The sequence below is a fragment of the Cyclobacterium sp. SYSU L10401 genome, from assembly GCF_010993705.1.
GTDB lineage: Bacteria > Bacteroidota > Bacteroidia > Cytophagales > Cyclobacteriaceae > Cyclobacterium.
Map to the genome: position 1 here is coordinate 196,685 of NZ_WOFO01000010.1, position 22,441 is coordinate 219,125.

Sequence of the window (22,441 nt, forward strand, 5' to 3'; positions counted from 1 at the left end):
AATAAAATTTTCCATCTCCATGCTATATGGACAAGGTTTCGAGTTTAAGTGCTATAATTTACTATAAAAGGGTGTAGATGGAATGTTTTTAAGTTAAATTGAATATGGTATAATGAAAATTCCCTAGGCATATTCAAACGTTCTTGCACTTATCTTTACCGACAGCTATTTCGAATGGATGTGCATTGATTAAGACAATACTTATTAGGTGACAAAAGCGGAATTGTTTGTCTAAAAAAAAAGATCAAACCGGAAGGTATTATTTCCGGACATGGTTTCATTCGAGGAAATCGGAAAACTTATGTTTAGCCATTGAAATGAGCAACAACCCTGGTTTATTGAATAAAATGATTCAAGCTTGATGTTTCAGAAATATTTCAAACATTTTTCCTTTTTTTATCACTATCTGGAATATAGGATTTTTGTGAATATGGGACTTAATATTTCCGTAGGCTTATTGGATGGGTTCGGTATTGTGATGTTTCTTCCGCTTCTGCAGATGGTAGATGGTAGCGAAAATGTCAGTTCGGAAAAATTGGGAAATATGGGATTTATTGTCAAGGGTATTGAAGGGTTAGGCCTAACACTCAATTTACCAACTGTTCTGCTTTTTATGTTGTTATTCTTTAGTCTTAAGGGAATCGCAAGGTTTGTAGAGTCGTATTACAGAACTGGTGCTCAATACTATTTCCTGAGAAAACTCAGGTTGGAGGGTATTTATAGCTTAAGAGATTATGCTTACAAATCTTTTGTAAATGCAGATTCTGGTAGGATTCAGAATTCTCTTTCAGGGGAAATCAATAAAGTTGCTAGCGCTTCCAACTCCTACTTTATGACCTTGCAATGTGTTGTTATGACCCTTGTGTATGGTATTTTGGCTTTATTGGCTAATGCCGAATTTGCAGTAATGGTCATGGTAGGAGGATTGCTATCCAACATACTTTTTAAGGTGATCAATAAAAAGACAGTGAGTGCCTCCCGAAAGATCACCTATGAAGGTCATGATTATCAAGGAATGCTGATTCAAAACGTGGCTTTTTTCAAATATTTGAAAGCAACTGGGTTGGTGGATGAGTACTCTGCGAAAATGGCAAAATTGGTGGAAAGAGTGGAATCAAACGGTAAGCGAATTGGAGTATATGGTGCAATATTGTACGCCAGCAAAGAGCCTGTGATAATGGCTGTTGCAATTGGAGTTATTTTTATACAAACCTATTTGATGGGGCAGAGCTTGAGTTTAATTATACTCAGTTTACTGTTTTTTTACAGGGCATTAACCTACTTAATGAGTTTACAGACATTTTACAATAATTTTTTGACCAATTCAGGTGCATTGGAAAATATGCGCGAATTTCTTGACGACCTTCAGGAAAACAGGGAGAAAAATGCCGGGATTAAGAAAGTTTGCTTAAACAATGAAATTAGATTTGAAAATGTAGGGTTTGCATACAGTAAAAAAAATATTCTAAAAGAAATAAATTTGGTGATTTCGAAAAATGAATCGGTGGCCTTTGTAGGGGAAAGCGGTAGTGGAAAAACTACGTTGGTTAACCTTATAACTGGATTGATTTCAAATCAAACCGGAAATTTAACTGTAGATGAAGAAGAAATAAATAAAATTGATCTTAGAGCGTATCAGGCAAGGATAGGCTACATTACTCAGGAACCGGTTGTGTTTTCTGATTCTGTTTTTAACAATGTGACTTTCTGGTCGGAACAAAGCGATGGGGTGAATAAGCGCTTTTGGGAGGCTTTGGAGAAGGCCCATATTGCTGATTTTGTTAGACAATTACCTGAAAAGGAAAACACGCTTTTAGGAACCAACGGGATCTTAGTCAGCGGTGGCCAGAAGCAACGTATTTCTATTGCCCGTGAACTGTATAAAGATATCGATCTTCTGATCATGGACGAGGCTACCTCATCGTTAGATTCTGAGTCCGAAAAAATAATTCAAGAAAACATCGAAGCTCTTCAGGGAAAAGTGACGCTAGTCATCGTGGCCCATAGATTGGCAACAATAAAAAATGTGGACAAGATTGTACTCTTATCCAAAGGTAGAATTGTTGCCACGGATGGCTTTAAAGAGTTAGTGGACAATTCCCCTGCCTTTAAAAAAATGGTAGAATTGCAGACCTTTTGAAAAAAGAGCGAACCATATTTTGCATAAACTTCATTTAATTCACAAAGTCAAATCATTTTTCATTGACAAGAGACCGAAAGGTTTTGGAAGGGTTCTTAAGTTAATTGATGCCCTATTTTTCAAAGCCCTTCCAGAGGGAGAACTATTGATCAAAACGCTTGATGGTTTTCAATTATTTATAAACCCAAAATATGATAAAGGTATAGAGAGAAAGTTATACCTGACTGGAGTTTATGAAAAAGGATTGCTTAGGGTTTTAGACAACATTCTATCACCCGGGGACGTGATGGTCGATGCTGGAGCAAATATTGGGTTGATATCAATTTTTAGTGCCTTTAAAGTTGGAGACGAAGGCTTGGTCGTAGCTTTTGAACCGCACCCTGAAACCTTCTCGATACTTCAAAAAAATATTCTCATTAATGGATTAACAAAAATTTTACTTTTTAATAAAGCTTTGGGTTCGGCTTCAGGAATAGCCAAAATCTACTCGAATCTTCAAATTAATAGAGGCGCTGCATCCCTTGTTTTATTTGAGAAAAACTCGCCCTCGTTTGACGTTGATGTGGTCACTTTGGATTCTATCCTGACGGAAAGGAATATCCATAAGGTAAACTTATTGAAAATTGATGTCGAAGGATTTGAAATGGAAGTCTTGAAAGGGAGTCATAGTATTTTATCTAAATCAAATGGTCCCATTCTGGTCGTGGAATGCTCCACTACAAGAAGCAATTTCAATTATTCAATGGATGACCTATTTGATTTTCTCACACATCAGTATAGCTACCACGTTTTTAAGTTTAGTATTTCGAAAGAGAAAACTTCAAAGCTGATACCAGTGGAAAGGGTAAAGGATTTGCCAGAACATGACAATATATTGGCCTTTAAGGATTTACATTTATTGACTTTTTCCAAAAACACTTCGATTTTTGAAGGTTAAGAAAGTTGCCTTTCTCCTCAATGAGTTTCCCACCCTAACGGAAACTTTTATATTAAATCAAATTACTTTTTTGATAGCGAAAGGTATTGATGTTCATATTTTTTCCCTTTATCAGGGAGATTTTGACCAACTTCATTCCCAATTTCAAAAATACAAATTGGAAAATAAAGTCACTTATGTCGCTAATATTTGTCATAGTCCTTTGAAAAGATGGATGGAAGCCACCATATTTTTAAATAAAGAAGGTTTCATGAAAAATATAGGTGCGTTGATAAAGTGTGTTAACCCTTTTTATTTCGGGATTTCGGGATTCAAATTCACTTATTTCCTATACTATTCCAAAATGTATCCAATAAAAGATTATGATTTAGTTCATGCTCATTTTGGGATTATGGGTGCTTTTTTCGCAAGATTTACAAAAATCGGTTTGTTTAAAAATATGCCTTTTTTAGTGAGTTTTCATGGATATGATCTTACCGCCTCTCAGCGTGTAAAATCCGGAAAGTTATATCGAAAAATGTTTAGAAATGCAAAGTTGATTACTGTTAACTCAAGATATTCCTCAAAAATGTTAATGAGTAGTGAAAAGGATATTTCTCTGTGTATCAAAATCTTACCAATGGGTGTCAATACCAGGTTTTTCAATTCACCAAATTTTCCCAAAACACAAGGTAGTCAAGATCGTCAGAGGTTTAGAATGATTTGTGTAGGTCGTCTTATTTCCCTGAAAGGAGCAGATAGGGCACTAGATATTCTGGAAATCCTGATAAAGAAGTTTGGTTTAAAAAATGTTGATCTGGTGATTATTGGGGAGGGACCGCTTAGGCTAAAATTAGAACAGGTAATCCTCGAAAAAAGGCTAAAAAGGAACGTCCATCTTTTAGGTGCCAGAAGCCAAATAGAAATCAAGGAAGAATTAGCAGGGGCTGACCTTTTCATTTATCCTGGGAGAAGAGAAGTTGAAACTGGTAGAGCAGAAGCGCAAGGGTTAGTCATATTAGAAGCACAGGCAATGGGCTTGCCTATCGTGGCATTTGATGTGGGGGGGATTAGTGAAGGAATCCAAAATAATGAAACTGGCATTTTGGTACCTCCTGAGGACATAGATGAATTTGCCAATTGTGTTACGAAATTGCTTCTTAATCCCGACCAAAGGAAAGAAATGGGTAAAAAAGCACGAGAATTTGTTGTAGCAAATTTTGATATTGAGATTCTCGGTCAAAGATTATTGGATATTTATGAGGAGGTTTTGGAATGAAAAGTGTTTCTGTCATCATTCCTGTGTTCAATAATCAGGAAACTTTAGAACGGGCTGTTTTATCTGTAATAGAAGTTGCTGTTGTATCAGAAGTGATTATTGTAGTGGATGGTTCGGAAGATGACTCGCCATACGTTGCCAAAGAGCTAGCTGAAAAGTATAAAAAAATTAAAATCGTTTTTCATCCTAATAACCAAAACAAAGGTGCTTCAGCATCCAGAAATTTAGGATTGTCTCATACTTCATCTGACTGGATACAATTTTTGGATGCAGACGATGAGCTAATTATTGGAAAGATTGAAGAACAAATCAAATTAGTAACTTCTGAAACCGCATTTGTAGTCGGTAATAGCATTCATGTGTTTCCGGATAGTAAAAAGCACTACAGGAAATCGGATAAGGAAGTTTGGAAAGGCTTAATTAGAAGCAAATTGGGAGATACTTGTTCAAATCTTTGGAATAAGAAATTTCTACTAATGGTGGGAGGGTGGAATGAGAATTTGAGTAGCAGCCAAGAATACAACCTAATGTTTAGGTTATTAGCTGTTAACCCTATAGTTGTGTTTGACGAAAGGTACCTGACTTTAATTTATAAAACGGAGAACTCCATCAGCACACTTCCCGGAAAACAAAAACTGAGATCAATTAATTGGCTTCAATTAAGGGATAGGATTAGGGAACACTTAGTGAAAAATCAGCAATTTAGTCCTTTATATAAGTATTATTGGTCGGGAGCAGTTGGCCTATTTTGTGATCAGAATAAAATTGATATGCCAATACAGGTAAACAATAGTTTTTACAATATATATAGACTACAAATTTCGATTAAAATTAAAATTTATAATCTGATAAATTTCAATTCATGATTAAAAATTATTTGAAGGATAGTTTTTTCCACATTCAATATTGGTTTTTTATAGAATGCAGTAGAGCTTTTCGGCAAAACGATTCCTTAGGTAAAATTCTGAAATATTATTTTCCCTATATGAAGACTAATATGGACTATTCCAGAAGCCCTTTGTATTTGGGAATTCCTTGGTTAACCTTCGAGTCTATTGATCACCTAAGGAAAATAATCAAGCCTGACATGAAAGTCTTTGAATTTGGAAGTGGTGGATCTACAAAGTTTTTTGTAACTAGGGTAAAAGAAATTCACAGTGTTGAACATGATGAACTTTGGTATAACCTTGTTGAAAAAGAAATTGGAGGTTTTCAAAACCTCAGTTTGAACTTGACGAAAGGAGAAGATAAGCCAATCACCACAGCAGGTTTTATTTCAGATGAAGACAATGATTCACTAGATTACAGGAAATATTCTAATTCCATATCTGATTTTGAAGATCAATATTTTGATTTAATTCTGATAGATGGGAAAGCAAGGAATGCCTGCATAAGAAATGCAATCCCAAAATTAAAAAATGGAGGTTTTTTAATAGTTGACAATTCTCATAGGAAATCCTATTCTAATACCATATCATCAATCAGCAACTGGCTACTTTTCAGAAGTTTTGGTCCATCAGTGAATTCCAAACGATTCACACAAACCTCATTTTTTCAGAAGCCTGAGCATGGAATATAAACATCTATTAATTTCACGACTTAATGTCTTCTACAAAACCAAAATGTCAGGTAGAGGATTTGACCCTGATATATGGTTATTGGAAAGAGTGGAGATTTTTAAAAAGTTCTGTTTTCCGTCAATCCTCAACCAATCAAATAAAGATTTCTCTTGGTTTTTTTATATCGATTCCGAAACTCCTTTAGAAGTCAGAAATGATTTGGAAAACACTTTTGAACCATATCCTTTTATTAAGTTGATATCCCATCACTACGAAAGTTTCAATATTACCAAATACCTTCAATACGATATTCAACAATATTTGGGTTCAGACTTTCAATATTTGATATCCAGTAGGGTAGATACAGATGATATGCTTCATAAGGATTTTATAAAGAATGTTCAAATGCGATTTAATGATCAGAAATATGAGGCCATTAATTTTAATAAAGGATTGGTTTATCATATTCCTACAGGTGTTTCTTCAATAATGGTGCATCGATATAATGCCTTTTTATCTCTTATTGAAAAAAGACTTGAGGATGGTTTTAAAACTGTATTTTACAAACAACATACTGAATATAGAACTGACCCCTACAAGGTCGAAATAAAAATTAAACAATCCATGTGGTGTGTATCTATTCATGGATTGAATGACAGCACAGGTTTTTATGGAAGTGTAATTAAGTTTAAGAAGCCTGATTTTAAGGGGGATTTTGGATTTCGATATCAAAAAAAACCATCTTTTATAGAGGTTTTAAAGTTTACCATTCGATCTTATTCTAGGACAGTTCAAAAAGTAGGAGATAAATTTTTGATGTAGTTTAAAAAAAAAAATTCACGAAGTATAAATTTCCAATTTTTTCATTTTAAAATGAAATTAAAACATAAAATTAATATTTGTTTATACAATGGAATATTGGATGCATTGAATTTTAATTCATCTGTTGCAAAGGTTATAATAGGAAATAAATTTATCTGGAGAGACATTGTTTTCGATTTTGACAGAACCTTCGATTCGAATTTCCCTAAAAACAAGGAGTTTAAATTTATTCAAATAGGCGGGAATGACGGAGTAAGTTTTGATACCCTTTATTCTAAAGTAACAACAAGGAATTCAACCGGATTGATTTTGGAGCCGTCACCGAGATACTTTGAGAAACTAAAATCAAACTATAAGCACTTCAAACCAATTCAATTGCTTCCCTATGCCGTCTTCGAAAAAGCCGGAACTTTGGAACTGTTTGAATTAAATGATATTGGATTGAAGAACCATCCAGCATGGGCGGCAGGAATTGGGTCAGTGGATATCAACCATCTAAAAAATTTGAATGTCAAATCAGATGAAATTGCGAGGGTTGAGGTTGAAGGAATAACATTTGATGATTTATTGGAAGCCCATCCGGAATTTTTGAGTGTAGACTATTTGCAATTGGACACGGAAGGGTATGATTTCCAGATTCTTAAAACCATAGATTTTCAAAAATTTAGTGCGAAGATGATAAAATTTGAATTTAAAAATTTATCCTCGGATCAACAGAATGGTGCAATATCTATTTTTAAGGATAATTATTTTTTATTCAAAGATGAGTTGGATTTGGTATGTTTAAGAAAGAATTTGAAAATTAAATGTCGGATTTAAAGATCCTTACCATTCCTTCTTGGTACCCCAGTCCCAAGCAACCTTTGAGAGGCTCTTTTTTTCAAGAACAGGCACAATTTCTTCAGGGAAATAAAGGGCTTGATTTGCAAGTCCTTTATGGAGAGAAAAAATCATACCCTTTGCTCCATTGGATTTGGGTTTTTATTCAATCTTGGTTGAAACCTACTTGGCCGATTTCAACTGACAAAGTTTGGCAGGGTCCAACAGCTTATGGTTTTGATTTTCCCGCAAACAGAAGAATTCCAGATAAACTGCAGATCAAATTGGAACAGCGGCTTATTATGAAAGCCTACCGCAGTCTAGCGCTCTCAGGTTGGGAACCTGACTTGATTCATGCCCAAAGTAGTATGGATGCAGGCATCTATTCCCAGTATATTAGTCATAAGACGCAAGTTCCCTTTGTAATTACCGAACATCAAGTGTTTGTTTTTCACTACTACTCCAAAATACGTTCTACATTGATTTTGGATGCATTTCAATTAGCCCTTAAAACGGCAGCAGTAAGCTGGGATGAGCGCAGGCAAGTGATGATGCATCAGCCTCAATGCAACCCTAAGGTGATCTGGAATTTGGTCGATGAAGATCAATATGTGATTGATTTAACTAAAAGAAGCAAGGAATTCACGGTCATTACACTACTTAATTCACTTCCGATCAAAGGTGCAGAAGATTTTATGAAGGCCATGGCAATTGTGCTTCAATCCGATCCGGAGATCCGCTTTATCATGATTGGAAAAGGTGCAGATGAAAAATTATCCAACCCGCATGAAAATCTGTTTGTTAGAAAAAGCAAAGAATTGGGAATTTTTGAAAAAGGCGAATTCCGCCCCGTTGTACCCAGAGATCAAATTTCTGATGTCTTAAACCAAGCCCATGTTTTTATATCCCCCAGCATTCAGGAACCGCATGGGATTGCCGTGAGGGAAGCAATGATGTGTGGTTTGCCCATAGTCAGTACCGCCAATGGGGGGGTAGAAGACAGTGTTAATTCCGATACAGGATTGGTGGTACCTGTAAAACAACCTAAAGAAATGGCTTCTGCCATTATCAATGTGAAAAAAAATTATTCAAACTATCACCCAGAACGGATTAGGGAATTGGCCATCAGTCAATGTGGTAAAAAGGCTTTTTTAAAATCAATGTTAGATTTCTACCATATCGAAAACAAATAAGGTGGAAAAGAAACCCAAGTTAAGTGTCTGTATGATTGCCTATAATGTTGAAAAATTTATAGGCGAGGCAATAGAGGGAGTGTTGCAGCAAACTGCTGATTTTGAAATTGAATTGCTGATTTCCAATGATAATTCCCAAGACAATACAGAAAAAGTTGTAGAAAAATATATTAACGAACATGTGAATGGTCATTGGATACGATATAAGAGACAGGAAAAGAATTTAGGATCTACACTGAACTACCTTTGGGTGTTGGAACATTGTCAGGGAGAATATATTGCATTCTGTGATGGAGATGATTATTGGACTGATTCCTTTAAACTTCAAAAGCAGATCAATTTTTTGGAAAATACCAAGGAATTTATTGGCTCATTTCATAACCGGCGTAAATGTGATGTAAAAGGAAATGGTCTTTCTTCATCAATTCAGGAAAAAGAAAAAAGAAATTGGGATTTTGATGGATTGGTTTCCATTATGCCCGAAATTCCTTCGGCGTCAGTGGTATTTCGGAAGCCTTTAAACTTTGCCTTACCTGAGGAATTTAAGAAAGTGGTCATAAACGGGGATACTTTTCTATGGGTCTATGTTTTACAGTTTGGGGATTTTTATTATGACGCGCAAATTGGTCCTTCGGTTTATAGGATTCATTCTCAAGGTCTTTGGTCAACACAAAGTAGCTTTAAGAAATCAGAATTATCCTATAGCACCTATCTATTGTTGGATTCAGCTTTTCCGAATAGAAAAAGTGTCAAACTACAGCTTTTTCAAATCCGCTTTCATCTTTTCTATTATGCCATAAAGGGAAAAAAATGGGGCAAATCATTAGGCTATTACTTTTCTAATTTAATGGGTTTGGTTACCTATCCTTCAGGGATAAAGGTCTTTCTTGAATTTCATAAATCACTCCTTTTCAAATAACAAATAGAGTGACTATTTCAATTGTAATTCCATATTACAACGATTTTGAGAGATTAATCCGTTTATTAGAGTCTTTGGAGGACCAATTATTAGACAAGAAAAACTGGGAAGCAGTTGTGGTTAACAATGACTCTGAAGTACCATTGATTTTGCCAAATAATTTTTCGTTAGGCTACTCGCTGCAATTGCTTCAAGAGAACAAGCCTGGATCCTATGCGGCGAGAAATAAGGGTATTGCTGAAGCTAAGGGACAAATTATTGCATTTACAGATTCTGATTGCCTACCCGACAAGACCTGGTTAAAAAATGCCTGGGAAATGTTTTCCCATGATTACAAAAAAGAAATGGGTATTTTGACGGGCCCAGTTTCTTTGTTTTTTAAAGACCCAAAGCGTTTGACAGATGCTGAGGTTTTTGAAAAATATACGGGATTCACAACAGATGCCTATGCCAAAGAAGGACATGCCATCACAGCCAATTGGTTTTCTTATAAATCGGTTTTGGAGGAGTTTGGATGTTTTAACATGCAACTGAAATCTAATGGTGATTCTGAGCTATCAGGAAAAATCAGCCGAAAATATCCAATTGTTTACTGCGAAAACATTTTAGTCAGACATCCTGCCCGCTACCTCACTTCAGATTTGGTCAATAAATATCAAAGACTACTGGGGGGCACCTATACCAGAAGGTTTAAAGGAAAGAAAGCAGCATTCCGTAGGTTCTTTCTTGATTTTGTTGCGAGGCGTTACCGATTTGCCATAAAAAAAATATTTACCGTTTCCCTGAAAGAATCAATGGCCATCCTAAGGGTATGTCATTCCGTAAACAAAGGAGCTGTTCAAGAATATTTTAATTTGGTCAACGGAGGAGAGACGAAAAGATAAAATATGAGATTGCTACAAGCCATAAAGAAAAATTTTTACAATTACTACACGCAGAAGCACGGTCTGATCCCTAAACCCAAATTTGAGGAGATGCCTGTTCCCGAAATAGGATACAAATACTTGGAAAACGGGAAATTGCTGTCCACTAGAGAACAGTTGTTAGCACTTCTTCCTCAAAACGGAATAGTAGCTGAATTGGGAGTTAACCAAGGGGATTTCAGTAGGATGATTTTAGATGTCAATCTTCCTGCTACATTACATCTTGTAGATGTTTGGAAAAGCGAGCGATATCCCAAAAAGCTTTTTTATGAAGTAAGCCAGAAATTCCGAACAGAAATTAGAAAAGGAAAAGTGGTGATCAATAGGGGGTTATCCACTGATGTAGTGGATCAATTTCCAGACCGGTATTTCGATTGGATTTATATTGATACGGCCCATAACTACAAGACAACTAAGCTGGAACTTGAGCAGTATAAAAATAAAATAAAGGAGGGAGGAATCATTGCCGGACACGATTTTATTGTGGGGGAAATCGATGTGCCTTGGAAGTATGGAGTGATAGAAGCAGTGTATGAATTTTGTTTAGAGCATGATTGGGAAATAATTTACCTAACTATGGAAAGGAGCATTTCTCCTAGTTTTGCCATTAGACAAATTTCATGAGTGTAAAACCGTTGGTTTCCATTATTATCCCGGTATATAATAAAGCCTTATTCATCCGGGAAACGTTAGATTCGGCGTTGAAACAGACTTATCCTCAAATTGAAATAATTACTGTAAATGACGGAAGCACTGATGATTCTTTGAGAATTTTGAAGGAATATGCCGTACAATTTCCTGATCGGATCAAACTGGTTGACTCGGAAAACCAAGGTGTGTCTGCAGCAACCAATTTGGGAATTCAAGCGGCCAAAGGGGAATACATCCAATTTCTGGATGCAGATGATATTCTTTCCCGCGATAAAATTGAGCAGCAGCTTAATTTGCTTGAAGGCAATGGTTATGAAGTAATGTCTTCCTGTGAATGGAAAAACTTTAAAAAATCTGTCGAAGAAACTAGTTTGATCCCTTATAAAATTTTCAGGGATTTTGATTCAGGGTTAGAAGTTTTGTTACGTTTTTGGAATCATCAAGAAATGATGGCTATCTCATCTTGGTTAACGCACAGGCATCTTATTGAAAAAGCTGGTCCTTGGAATGAGTCCTTGATTATCAATCAGGACGGAGAGTTTTTTTGCAGGGTTTTGGCTCATGCAAGTCAAGTCTTGTATGAGCCTAAAGGAAAAGTATTTTACAGACAACCCGGACAGGAAAATGTCAGCCAGCAAAAGTCAACCAAAGCTGCCCGCTCTTTGCTGGATTCACATATTAGTTATGAGAAGATTGTATTGGAGATTGAAGACTCGCACCGGGTGCGAACGGCACTAAAAAAGGTTTACCTGAAATTCTTGTATGATACTTTCCCTGAAAACCCACTCTTATTGTCAGAAGCAAAAAACAGGATAAAGCAACTTGGGGTAAAGCAATCAATACTCATTGGTGGTCCAAAATTCCAGTTTATGTCCAAGTATCTGGGATTTGAAACAGCATTAAAGCTTAAGCGCTTGATCAATTAATTTTAAATCAATCTCTGTTTGTTTTCCATTGTCATTCCACTTTTTAATAAAAAAAAATTTATTTGCAGGGCACTGGATTCCGTTTTTGAACAGCGTTTCAAGGAATTTGAAGTGATTGTGGTGGATGACGGGTCCGCTGATGGAGGAGGAGATTTGGTAGAGGAGCAGTATAAGGAAAGGGTAAAATTGATTCGACAGGAAAATCAAGGAGTTTCCCCGGCAAGAAATAAAGGAATCCAAGTGGCAAAATATTCCTACATCGCTTTTTTGGATGCAGACGACTACTGGCACCCTGATTATTTGGGATTTGTCGCAATGGTGATTGAAGAAAATCCTAATGTTGGGATTATTGGTTGTCATTATGATTCTTTTCAACTGGAAAAGAAGCCCAGGCTTACCTATTTCAGACTGGAAAATTATTTCAAAGAGGCCGTTCACAATATAAGGTTCTTCACTTCAGCAACCTGTGTCAAAAAAGAATTTTTCGAAAATCAACCTGGTTTTGATTCAAATTTAAAACTGGGAGAAGATATAGATGTTTGGTTGAGGGCATCATTATTTTTTGGAGATGGGATTTATATCGAAAATACCCTGGTGTACTATAGCCAGGAGGATTCATCACGTGCAACAGGTAAATCCTATCCTTTAGATCAGACGCTAATTCCAAAAGTGTTGAACAAAAATTATTATACGAATTCAATAGCTGATTCCTCTTGTTCACCAAAGACATTTATTGAGTTTCAGAGCAAATGGGTCTATTTGAATTTGTATCAGCATTATCTCAGCAATGATACTCGAATTGGGAAAGTTCTTTCCCGAATTCCAAGGAGGTATTTTTTAATTCATGCAATTTATTCTATTCCTGTCAGGGTCTTAAAGCCTGTTTTTTCCAGCAATCGCTTATCTGCTATATTTAGAAACTACATGAAATTTTGTTTTCGGTACGTCTATACCTGACATGAAGGTTATCAGGGTAGTATCTGAATTGGATTTTGGCGGAGTGGAACAAGTGCTTGCCAATTCTATTCCCGAAATCGCAGGGAACAAAGAGATGGATATTTCCATTATCGTGTTGGGCAAAGGAGGGAAGGTAGCGCAGGAATTAATTCAGCAGGGGATAATGGTAAACGTCTTGAATCTAAACCCACGTATTCCCAATTTTGGTTTAATTTTGAAGCTTAAACAAATTTTCCTTGAGTCAAATCCTGAGGTAGTCCATAGTCAGGGTGCTGAAGCAAATTTTCACGGAATTCTGGCGGCTAACTGGGCAGGAATAAAACGAATTGTAGGAGAGGAGATAGGCATTCCTAACCACCATTCTTATTGGAAATATATTTTTAGATGGGTGTATTCAAAAGCCCATGTCATAATTGGCATTTCGGAGGCTGTAAAAACTGCGATGGTTGGAATGGGAGAAGTTAAAGAAGAAAAGGTGCTGGTGGTTTATAATCCGGTGAGCGAGGTGAAAAGAGACCGTTTGGATGCTCCAAAGAATGAAAATGCAATGCATCCGACAGTATTTGTAACGACGGGAAGGCTTGTTAAAATAAAGAATCTGGATACCCTATTAAAGGTATTCTCCAAACTGGTTCACGATAATCCTCAAAAATTGGTTGAACTATGGATTGTTGGCGATGGCCCTGAAAGGCAGCATTTAGAACAATTGGCATTTGATTTGGAAATAAATGACAAGGTTAAATTTTTTGGCTTCCAGGAGGATGTATATAGCGTTCTGAAGCAGGCAGATTATTTTGTGTTACCCTCGTTTAGCGAGGGGTCTTCCGTATCCTTGGTGGAGGCGATGGTTTCCGGTTTACCTTCCATTGTCACAGAAGTGGGAGGTACCCTTGAAATTCTGGGTAGCAGTCAATCCGGTGTTTTGATTAATCCACGCAAATCCACGTCTATTTTAGATGCCATGAACTATTTTCTGAATTTTGCAGAATCGGAAAAGATTGAGCTGGGGCAACGGGCAAAAATCGAGGCCCAAAGATTTTCAGTACAAAGCTACCTCAATCACCTTCTTCAAATTTACCAGTTTCCGGGTTGAGAAAGATTCGGGTACTACATTGCCTGGAAACCATTGCGTCCGGAGGGGTTGAACAGACCTTGCTTACCTTAATAAAAGGCTTAGATAAAAATAGGTTTGACCATAAAATTATTTGTACCTGGCAAGGAGGACCAGTTGCAGAAGCTTTAAATAGTGAAGAGGTCGAAGTGATCGCTATAGGCTCATTTAAGTCTCCATTCGAGTTCAGAAAACTATGTAAAGTCGTCCAGATAGTTAAAAAATACAAACCAGATATTATTCACGGAGCCGTATTTGAGGGAATGACCATGGCTACCGTAGGTGGTTTTTTCGGGAAGGATCCGGTGATTATTTTAGAAGAGACATCTGATCCACAAAACCGGTCAGGAAAGGCAAATTGGCTCTTGCGGCAATACGCCAAATTTGGGGATGCATTTCAAGCGATTTCCCATGATGTGGGAGAATACCTAAAGAACGTCACAAAAATAGATCCCAATTTAGTTTATGTGATTCCCAATGGATTACCCATGCCTTCATTCGTTAGTGAAGAAGTGCTCCGAAAGACCAGGTTTTCTCTTTCCCTTGCGCCAGACGATCTGGTCATTGGTTTTGTTGGAAGACTATATGATGATCACAAACGGGTGTCGGATTTAATCAAAGCCATTTCCCTTCTTAATGTTCCAAATGTAAAATTGTTAATAGTAGGAGAAGGAAAAGACAGGAAAGTATTGGAAAAACAAGTCGAAAATTTAAATCTTGAGAAAACGGTAATTTTTTTAGGCTACCATTCTAAACCTGATTTATTTTATCAGTTAATGGATATTTTTTGTATTCCTTCGAGTCGAGAAGGCTTTGGATTGGTAGCAGTAGAGGCGATGTTACATAAATTACCCGTAATTGCCAGGGCAGTAGGTGGGTTAAAAGATATTGTGATTGATGGTAAAACCGGTTATTTGGTGAAACCCAAATCACATAAGGATCTCGCAGATAAGATTAATGAGTTAGTCCATGATTCACAACTTAGGGTAACCTTTGGAGAGGCAGGTTATGTCAGGGCAAAAGAAAAATTTACAGCAGATCGCTATTGCCTGGAAGTTGAAAATTTGTATAACACCCTTTTAAAAAAGAAAGGCTTTCTGCATTAGGCTCATATTATTGAAAATCCCTTCCAGAATTTTGATTTATTTTAAGGTATTTTGTTAGACATTATTTTTATTGTAATTGGATTGATTGCCCTGGTGAATTCAAACAACACGATGGCGAAAAAATTTCGATTGCCATATAAGTATGAAATCCACCTACACTATTTATTGTTTTACCATCTGTTTTTCAGTGTTTTTTTTACCTGGTATATTTTGAATTTTGGGGGAGATTCCCAAGGCTATTGGCGATTGGGAATGCAGCAGGTCCTGGTTAGAGACCCCAGCTGGATGAAATATTTTGGTACAAGTACTACTTTTATTTTGTGGTTATGTTATGTCCCAGCCAAAGTGATTGGGCTTAATTATATCACTGGAAATATATTGTTCGGGTTTTTAGGCTTTATCGGTATCCGGTATATTTATGTGATGGTTGCTGAATACTTTCCAACCAACCATAAAGTACTTAATATCCCTTTGTTTCCGTATGTTTTTTATTTTTTGAACCTCCATTTCTGGACCGCAGGGGTTGGGAAGGACGCGATCTGTTTTTGGGGCATCGCCTGGTTTCTCTTTGCCTTGCAAAAATACCAGTCCCGTTGGTGGGAAGCGTTAATCGCCTTGTTTTTTGTATATATGGCAAGACCTCATATGGGGCAAGCCTTGATTGGCGGAGCAGCAATAGCCATTTTGCTTGGTAGTCACATGAGAATTCAATATAAAGTGGTGCTAGGGCTAATTGCTGCAGCAGGAACATTTTACCTTTTAAGCAGCACGGCTGAATTTTTGAAGTTAGAAGAGTTGAGTCTTGAAAGTCTAAATGAAATGAGTATGACAACTGCCCGGAATCTAAGCAGAGGTCACGTAGGTTCAGCAGTGGATATTTCCTCCTATTCCTTACCGATGAAGGCATTTACCTATTTGTTCAGGCCTTTATTTTTGGATGCACACAATTTTGTGGCCTTATTCAGTTCTGTTGAAAATGCCCTTTACCTCTGGTTAAGCCTATTTATCTACCAAAACTGGAAACCTGAGGCCATCCGAGATATGCCGCTGTTTTTGAAGGCGGGAATTATTACGTTTATTCCGGTAACCTTTGCCTTTATGAATGCCTTAAGTAACCTGGGGGTCGTGATGCGCATGAAAAACATGACCATGATCTACTTTATGTTGTTCTGCTTCTACCTGATCGTGCACAATAAAAAGCAACGCTACCTGCGGGCCATGGACAGAAAACGGTTCTTCCAGCGGAGGCAGGCCATTATTGATCAGAAAAAGGCCCTTGCTCAAGAGAATTGATGAAAAAAATCCTTTTCTTGCCCAAATACCCCAGAAAAGGCGCCAGCAGCCGCTTGAGAACCTATCAGTTTTTACCCTTATGGGAGGCTTCCGGAGTGGAGGTGACTGTAGCCCCCTTTTTTACCCCCGATTACCTGGATACTATCTATTCCAACAGAAGGCCCGGGTACCTGCATGTGCTGGCTTGCTATTGGCGCAGGTTAAAGGTGCTACTGAGTGCCGGCCGCTACCAGGTAGTGTGTGTGGAAAAGGAATTGTTTCCTTACTTTCCTGCATTTCCTGAATGGTTGCTTTCCCGCTTCAAGGGCTATTGGGTGGATTATGACGATGCCGTTTTTCACAATTACGATCGGGCAAAATATACCCTGGTCTCCCTGTTGATGCCGCGTAAAATTGACCGGGTGATGCAATGGGCAGCTGTCGTCACTGCCGGCAATGACTACCTGATGCAGCGGGCACAGGCAGCCAGAGCAAAAAAGATATTGCATTTCCCAACCGTAATCGATCCTTTACGCTACCAAAAAAAAGTACATGCAGACAAGGATACCGTGACCATCGGCTGGATAGGTTCACCCAGCACCCTGAAATACCTGATGGACCTGCTTCCGGTTTTGGAAATCCTGCACAAAGAATTTGATGTTGAGCTACTGCTCATCAATGGAAAAACTGCACCTGCCTATAGCGGAAAGGTAAGAACCATTCCCTGGTCCGAAGCGGAAGAAGCAGCTGCCCTGCTGCAAATGGATATCGGCATCATGCCCCTGCCTGACAATCCCTGGGAAAGGGGCAAATGTGCCTACAAGCTGATCCAATACATGGCCTGCGGACTGCCGGTGGTGGCCTCCCCCGTGGGCATGAATAAGGATGTGGTGGTACAGGGCATCAATGGATTTCTGGCACAAACCGAAACCGAATGGATAGAAGCCCTCGGACAACTGATAGCAGATTGGAGCCTGAGAAAAGCCTTTGGCGAAAAGGGCCACCAACTGGTTTTGGAAAAATATACCCTGCAACAGCAATTCAAAAAAATGGAAGCCCTGGTGAATGAGCTGGAAAATAAATTGCCCGAAAATGCCCATTAAGCGGTATGCTTGCAGCCCGGGGATTGAACCTGCCATGCAATTCCGGACCCTCCCATGAACATCCTCTTTGTCTCCTGGGATTCCGATCAAACCAACTACCTGGAAAACCTGTTTTTCCCCATTTTCCGGGGCATACAAGATAGGCGAGGCTGGCAGTTTCATGTCATGCAATTTTCCTGGGCAGGGCCCGCCGAGGTGGAAAGGATCCGCTCTCTGGCCAGGGAATGGGGAATCTGCTACCGGCATGTTGTGGTTCACCGCAAGCCTGCTGCGGCAGTGGGTGCTATCTGGACCATGGTACAGGGGAGAAGGGCCCTTAAAAAATACCTGCAAGAGCATCCCATCACCTGTTTGATGCCCCGGGCTACCCTTCCTGCCCTGATGGTGAACCTGCTTGGGGGATGGCTGCAAAACAAAGGCATTTCCATCGTTTTTGATGCCGACGGATTACCCATTCAGGAGCGGGTGGATTTTGCAGGGCTAAAACCCGGCAGCCTGCAGTACCGCTGGTTAAAAAATGCAGAAACAAAAATGCTTGCCCGTGCAGATAAAGTATTGACCAGAACAAATAAAGCGATTCAGATTCACGGTCAATCCCTGAGAGAAAATGATCCGTCCAGGTTTTATCGCATCTCCAATGGGCGGGATCCCGGCTTTTTCAAACCGGATCCTGAAAAAAGGGCCGCCCTCCGCAAGGAACTGGGCGTAGCCGAAGATGGCCTGCTTTGGATCTATTCCGGAAGCCTGGGACCTCCTTACCAACCGCAGGACATGTTGCGGCTGTTCTGGTCTTACCAGCAGCTTCATACGGCAAGCAGGTTTTTATTCCTGGTTCGGGAGGGGACAGATCTAAAGGCTGAGATTCCGGCCTACCTGGAGGAGCTGGTATGGATAAAAACGGTTCCATTTCAATCCATTCCTGATTACTATTCGGCCGGGGACCTGGGCATCAGCCTGAGAAAACCTGCTCCCAGCCTGGCCGGGTTGGCGCCGATCAAGGTGGGTGAATACCTGCTTTCCGGTCTGCCCGTCCTGTTATCCGACGGAATAGGAGACCTTTCCCAGGAGCTGGGCGGAGAAGCTGCCTGCTTTGTATACAATGACAATACAACTGAATTGCATGCCTGGCTTTCTAGCCTGAAACCCCAATCCAAAGCTGCCGCCAGGCAGGTAGGAATGGAGAAATTTGGATTGGACCAAAGTGTAAATGCCTATATTCAGGCTTTAGACTCCCTTCAAGCCCATTAGCGCATGCAGATTCAGGATGGGGTTTTTATAGGGCTGCTTATTTTTTTTATTTTCAAATTGAATCAAAAATGGGCCAATGTACAGGCTTATTCCCGGAACGAGACCCATTTTTTGCAGGTTCTGGGACTTTATCACCTGCTCTTTGCGTTGGTTTTTTATGGATATATCCTCCATTATGGGGGAGACAGTAGCCGGTACTGGGAGCTGTCCAGCTTTCCGGTAAAAGAGGCTGGTACCTGGTCCTCCTATTGGGGTACCGGCACGGCCTTTATCCAATGGATCAATTATCCCTTCTCGCAGATCCTGGATTTGGGGTTTTTGTCGGGAAGCCTGCTGTATGCAGGCATTTCCTTTTTGGGTTTTGCCGGGGCCTTTGACCTGATAAAGGATCAATTTCAGAAAAATACAGGCAGCTGGCCCGGAAAATACGGCCTGCTGGTGTTGTTTTTACCCAATGTACATTTCTGGACTGCCGGACCAGGCAAGGAGGGGCTCTTGTTTACCGGCCTGGTGCTGGTATTGCTGGGAATAAAATATTTCCCTTCCCGGGCCTGGCTGATGGTGCCGGGTTTGCTCTTGACCCTTATGGTAAGGCCCATACAGGGACTGGTACTGACCATCGCGGTATTGGCGGTCCTGCCCTTTCATCCTGCCCTGAAGCCTTACCGGAAAAAGTTGCTTCCCTGGGCGGGCAGCCTGATTTTTGCTATCTTCGCCTACCGTTGGATACAGGGAAGTTTGGTATATGGTTTTAATTTTAAATGGATTGGAATGATCATAGATTGGCAAAATGCCTACCTGGATTCCTTTGCCGGTCAGAGCAGCATTCCCATGAGGGACTACAGCTTGCCGGAGAAATTCATGGCCCTCTGGTTCAGGCCTTACCTTTGGGAAGTGAAGGATTTCTGGACATTTGCAGCGGCACTGGAAAACACCCTGGTATTTCTGGTGGCCATTCCTGGGATTTGGGTGATGGCCAAAAGAAAGTTTAAAATCCGCATACCGACTTTCTATTGGGTGGTGCTGCTTTATGGTGCCCTCATGTCCGTTATTTTTATATTGGCACTCAACAACCTCGGTATCCTTATGCGGATGAAAAGTATTTTTACCCTTTTTATGGTTTCCTTTTTGCTTGGCCTGGTGGACCGGCCGCTGAAGGAAAATTCACCCAGCCCATAAACCGCTGATGCAACCTGTATTCCTTATTTCGTTGGATTTTGAACTTCACTGGGGGCGCTTCGACAAGGTGCCACTCAAGGGAAACGAAGCCTATTATCACCGGACCAGGGCCCTTGTACCCCGGCTCCTGGCATTGTTTGCTGAATATGGGGTGTCGGCCACCTGGGCTACCGTGGGGATGCTGATGGCGCAGGATGCGGAAGAATGGGAACATTTTAGTCCGCCTGTGAAACCCACTTTTCAAAATCAGCGGTATTCTGCCTATCAGTGGTTTAAGGCCAACCGGCCGGATCAGGCTTGCCTTTTTGCCCCGGACCTGATTGGGGAGCTTCTCCAAACCCCCGGGCAGGAGCTGGGAAGTCATACCTATGCCCACTATTACACCCGCGTAATGGGACAGCCGGTCGGAGGCTTCAGGGAAGACCTGCTGGCCGCCAGGCGCATTGCCCAAGAGAAATTTGGTGTACACATGCGTTCCCTGGTGCTTCCCCGAAACCAATACAATGCCCAGGTCCTCCAAACTGCCCGGGACCTGGACTTCCTGGCCGTGCGTACCAATCCTTCCGATTGGTTTTGGAGGTCTCCTGAAAAAGAGGGCTGGGTAAAAAAGGGTTTCCGGGCAGCAGATTCCTATTGGTCCCTTGGAAATAAAACGTCCTATTTTCCTGAAGCTGCCAGGAAAGATTTCCCCTCTCTCCTTCCTGCTTCCCGGTTTTTCAGACCCTATCAGGAAAGGTTGGGCTGGATGAATCGCTTAAAGCTTGACCGGATCAGGCAGGAAATGGAGGAAGCTGCGCAAAAAGGAGAGGTGTATCACCTTTGGTGGCATCCCCATAATCATGGCCACCACCCCGAACAGAGCCTGGAAGAGGTCAGGATATTGTTGGATCATTTTTCGCATTGCAGGGCCGTTTATGGCATGCAATCCTTATCCATGAGGGACCTGGCAGCCCCTATTTCTTACCAGCCTTAAGCCAATCCCTGGCAGGGCTGCTTCCCATTGATTCATTCCCCCTATCTTTTTTGAGTAAGCGGTTTCTACAGGTCGCTAGGGCTTAAAATCTGCAAACCTGCCCCGTTTTTGTTGGTATTCAATCAATGAAAAGCTTTGGGTAGCTGAAATCGACACGATTAAAATCATCATTAAACACACAGAGCAATGATTATTTTAATCGTCAAAGATTCCATCTGACCGCTTAAAGACAAATTATAAACAGATGAAACCGGACAGGTTTTACCCTTGCTTTATCAGTTGACCATAAAATTAGGTTTCGGATTTACGGTATTATTTCGGGATATTTGGATATGTTGGCAAAAGCTATTAATTAGCGTTATGGCTTGCTAATATATTCCATTGCACTGTTATAAAACCCATAATGACCAGGAGCTGCTGGTGGATATAACGGTTCGTCTTGTGCCACCCATTCCGGTTTTTGCGTGCCAGTGATTCCGGTCCAAACTGTGCCAGTTTACTGAAGCAGGTCCGGACCTAAAACGGTTCGTTTTGTGCCAGTCATATCGGTTCGAATAGTGCCACTTTGAAAGATCATGTTAAACCGGTTATATCGTAATCAAAAAACGATATGGCCAACCAACTTGATCCTATGGATATCAAACAAATCATCACACTTCACCTTGACGGGGACAGTAACCGCAAAATTGGGAAAACCCTGGGTATATCCCGTAATACCGTCAATGCCTACATGAAGCTTTTCAAGGCCTGCGAATACAGCCTTCAGGAGTTGTTGGAATTCGAAACCGGATCCCTTGCGGAGCTTTTTCCCTCTCATACCACCATCAAAAACCCCAGGTTCGATGAACTGATGGGGTATTTTGAAAAAGTAAACCATGCCCGCGACCATCCCGGCTTTACCTTTCTGTATCACTACAGGGACTACAGCCTTCAGGCCAAAGAACCTTACAGCTATACGCAGTTTATGGAACACTACAACCGTAAATATGCCAAGGTCAAAGGTTCCATGAAGCTTGACCATGAGCCCGGAAAGGAGCTTTTTATTGATTATGCCGGTACCAAAATGCATATCGTTGACAAAGAGACCGGAGAACTGCGAGAGGTGGAAGTTTTTGTGGCCACCCTGCCCTACAGTCTCCATACCTACGTAGAGGCCGCCATGAGCCAGAAGAGGGAAGACCTGATACCGAGCTTGAACCATGCTGTGGCATTTTACGGAGGAGTTCCTAAGGCAATCGTATCCGATAACCTGAAGTCTGCCGTGACCCGTGCCAGCAAATATGAACCCGATATCAACCGTTCACTCAAGGAATTCGCCCAACACTACAACTGTGTGATCAATCCC

20 protein-coding genes and 1 pseudogene are annotated in these 22,441 nt (G+C 40.1%); all 21 read left to right on the forward strand.

Going from position 1 to position 22,441, the window contains the following annotated elements; genetic code table 11:
- Positions 1 to 361: 361 nt before the first annotated feature.
- Complete coding sequence (locus GL182_RS20155; protein ID WP_163381587.1) at positions 362 to 2,140, forward strand: ABC transporter ATP-binding protein; 1,779 nt, start codon at positions 362 to 364, stop codon at positions 2,138 to 2,140.
- A gap of 19 nt (positions 2,141 to 2,159) precedes the next feature.
- The gene (locus tag GL182_RS20160; RefSeq protein ID WP_163381588.1) at positions 2,160 to 3,077 is read left to right on the forward strand and encodes an FkbM family methyltransferase; all 918 of its coding nucleotides are present in this window, start codon (positions 2,160 to 2,162) and stop codon (positions 3,075 to 3,077) included.
- Positions 3,067 to 4,335 (forward strand): glycosyltransferase family 4 protein, encoded by a 1,269-nt coding sequence (locus GL182_RS20165; RefSeq protein WP_163381589.1) that lies wholly within the window; start codon positions 3,067 to 3,069, stop codon positions 4,333 to 4,335. Before GL182_RS20160 ends, GL182_RS20165 begins: the two co-directional genes overlap by 11 nt.
- A complete protein-coding gene (locus tag GL182_RS20170; protein ID WP_163381590.1) occupies positions 4,332 to 5,201 on the forward strand; it encodes a glycosyltransferase family 2 protein in 870 nt (289 codons plus the stop codon). Before GL182_RS20165 ends, GL182_RS20170 begins: the two co-directional genes overlap by 4 nt.
- A 221-nt stretch (positions 5,202 to 5,422) precedes the next feature.
- The gene (locus tag GL182_RS20175) at positions 5,423 to 5,914 is read left to right on the forward strand and encodes a class I SAM-dependent methyltransferase (protein ID WP_163381591.1); all 492 of its coding nucleotides are present in this window, start codon (positions 5,423 to 5,425) and stop codon (positions 5,912 to 5,914) included.
- A gap of 43 nt (positions 5,915 to 5,957) precedes the next feature.
- A complete protein-coding gene (locus tag GL182_RS20180; RefSeq protein ID WP_205603699.1) occupies positions 5,958 to 6,716 on the forward strand; it encodes a glycosyltransferase in 759 nt (252 codons plus the stop codon).
- 51 nt (positions 6,717 to 6,767) lie between these two features.
- The gene (locus GL182_RS20185) at positions 6,768 to 7,535 is read left to right on the forward strand and encodes an FkbM family methyltransferase (protein ID WP_163381593.1); all 768 of its coding nucleotides are present in this window, start codon (positions 6,768 to 6,770) and stop codon (positions 7,533 to 7,535) included.
- Positions 7,536 to 7,579: 44 nt separating this feature from the next.
- Complete coding sequence (locus GL182_RS20190; RefSeq protein ID WP_163381594.1) at positions 7,580 to 8,728, forward strand: glycosyltransferase; 1,149 nt, start codon at positions 7,580 to 7,582, stop codon at positions 8,726 to 8,728.
- A gap of 1 nt (position 8,729) precedes the next feature.
- The gene (locus GL182_RS20195) at positions 8,730 to 9,647 is read left to right on the forward strand and encodes a glycosyltransferase (protein WP_163381595.1); all 918 of its coding nucleotides are present in this window, start codon (positions 8,730 to 8,732) and stop codon (positions 9,645 to 9,647) included.
- An 8-nt stretch (positions 9,648 to 9,655) separates the two neighbouring features.
- The gene (locus tag GL182_RS20200; protein ID WP_163381596.1) at positions 9,656 to 10,531 is read left to right on the forward strand and encodes a glycosyltransferase family A protein; all 876 of its coding nucleotides are present in this window, start codon (positions 9,656 to 9,658) and stop codon (positions 10,529 to 10,531) included.
- A 3-nt stretch (positions 10,532 to 10,534) separates the two neighbouring features.
- A complete protein-coding gene (locus GL182_RS20205; protein ID WP_163381597.1) occupies positions 10,535 to 11,194 on the forward strand; it encodes a class I SAM-dependent methyltransferase in 660 nt (219 codons plus the stop codon).
- A complete protein-coding gene (locus GL182_RS20210) occupies positions 11,191 to 12,147 on the forward strand; it encodes a glycosyltransferase family 2 protein (RefSeq protein ID WP_163381598.1) in 957 nt (318 codons plus the stop codon). Before GL182_RS20205 ends, GL182_RS20210 begins: the two co-directional genes overlap by 4 nt.
- 18 nt (positions 12,148 to 12,165) lie before the next feature.
- On the forward strand, positions 12,166 to 13,104 hold the full coding sequence (locus GL182_RS20215; protein ID WP_163381599.1) for a glycosyltransferase family A protein: 939 nt from the start codon (positions 12,166 to 12,168) through the stop codon (positions 13,102 to 13,104).
- A 1-nt stretch (position 13,105) separates the two neighbouring features.
- Positions 13,106 to 14,197 carry a glycosyltransferase gene (locus GL182_RS20220; RefSeq protein WP_163381600.1) on the forward strand — a complete coding sequence of 364 codons (1,092 nt, stop codon included), beginning with the start codon at positions 13,106 to 13,108 and terminating at the stop codon, positions 14,195 to 14,197.
- A complete protein-coding gene (locus tag GL182_RS20225; RefSeq protein WP_163381601.1) occupies positions 14,194 to 15,321 on the forward strand; it encodes a glycosyltransferase in 1,128 nt (375 codons plus the stop codon). Before GL182_RS20220 ends, GL182_RS20225 begins: the two co-directional genes overlap by 4 nt.
- 111 nt (positions 15,322 to 15,432) lie before the next feature.
- On the forward strand, positions 15,433 to 16,614 hold the full coding sequence (locus GL182_RS20230; RefSeq protein WP_163381602.1) for a hypothetical protein: 1,182 nt from the start codon (positions 15,433 to 15,435) through the stop codon (positions 16,612 to 16,614).
- Entirely contained in the window at positions 16,614 to 17,696 is a 1,083-nt protein-coding gene (locus GL182_RS20235; protein ID WP_163381603.1) for a glycosyltransferase family 4 protein, read from the forward strand. The genes GL182_RS20230 and GL182_RS20235 overlap by 1 nt, the downstream gene beginning before the upstream one ends.
- 54 nt (positions 17,697 to 17,750) lie before the next feature.
- Entirely contained in the window at positions 17,751 to 18,944 is a 1,194-nt protein-coding gene (locus GL182_RS20240) for a glycosyltransferase family 4 protein (protein WP_163381604.1), read from the forward strand.
- A 3-nt stretch (positions 18,945 to 18,947) separates the two neighbouring features.
- The gene (locus GL182_RS20245) at positions 18,948 to 20,123 is read left to right on the forward strand and encodes a hypothetical protein (protein ID WP_163381605.1); all 1,176 of its coding nucleotides are present in this window, start codon (positions 18,948 to 18,950) and stop codon (positions 20,121 to 20,123) included.
- A gap of 7 nt (positions 20,124 to 20,130) precedes the next feature.
- Positions 20,131 to 21,096, forward strand: coding sequence for a polysaccharide deacetylase family protein (locus GL182_RS20250; protein WP_240469906.1), 966 nt, complete (start codon positions 20,131 to 20,133; stop codon positions 21,094 to 21,096).
- Between the two features lie 610 nt (positions 21,097 to 21,706).
- Positions 21,707 to 22,441 (forward strand): annotated as a pseudogene (locus tag GL182_RS20255) (DDE-type integrase/transposase/recombinase); the annotation flags it as partial.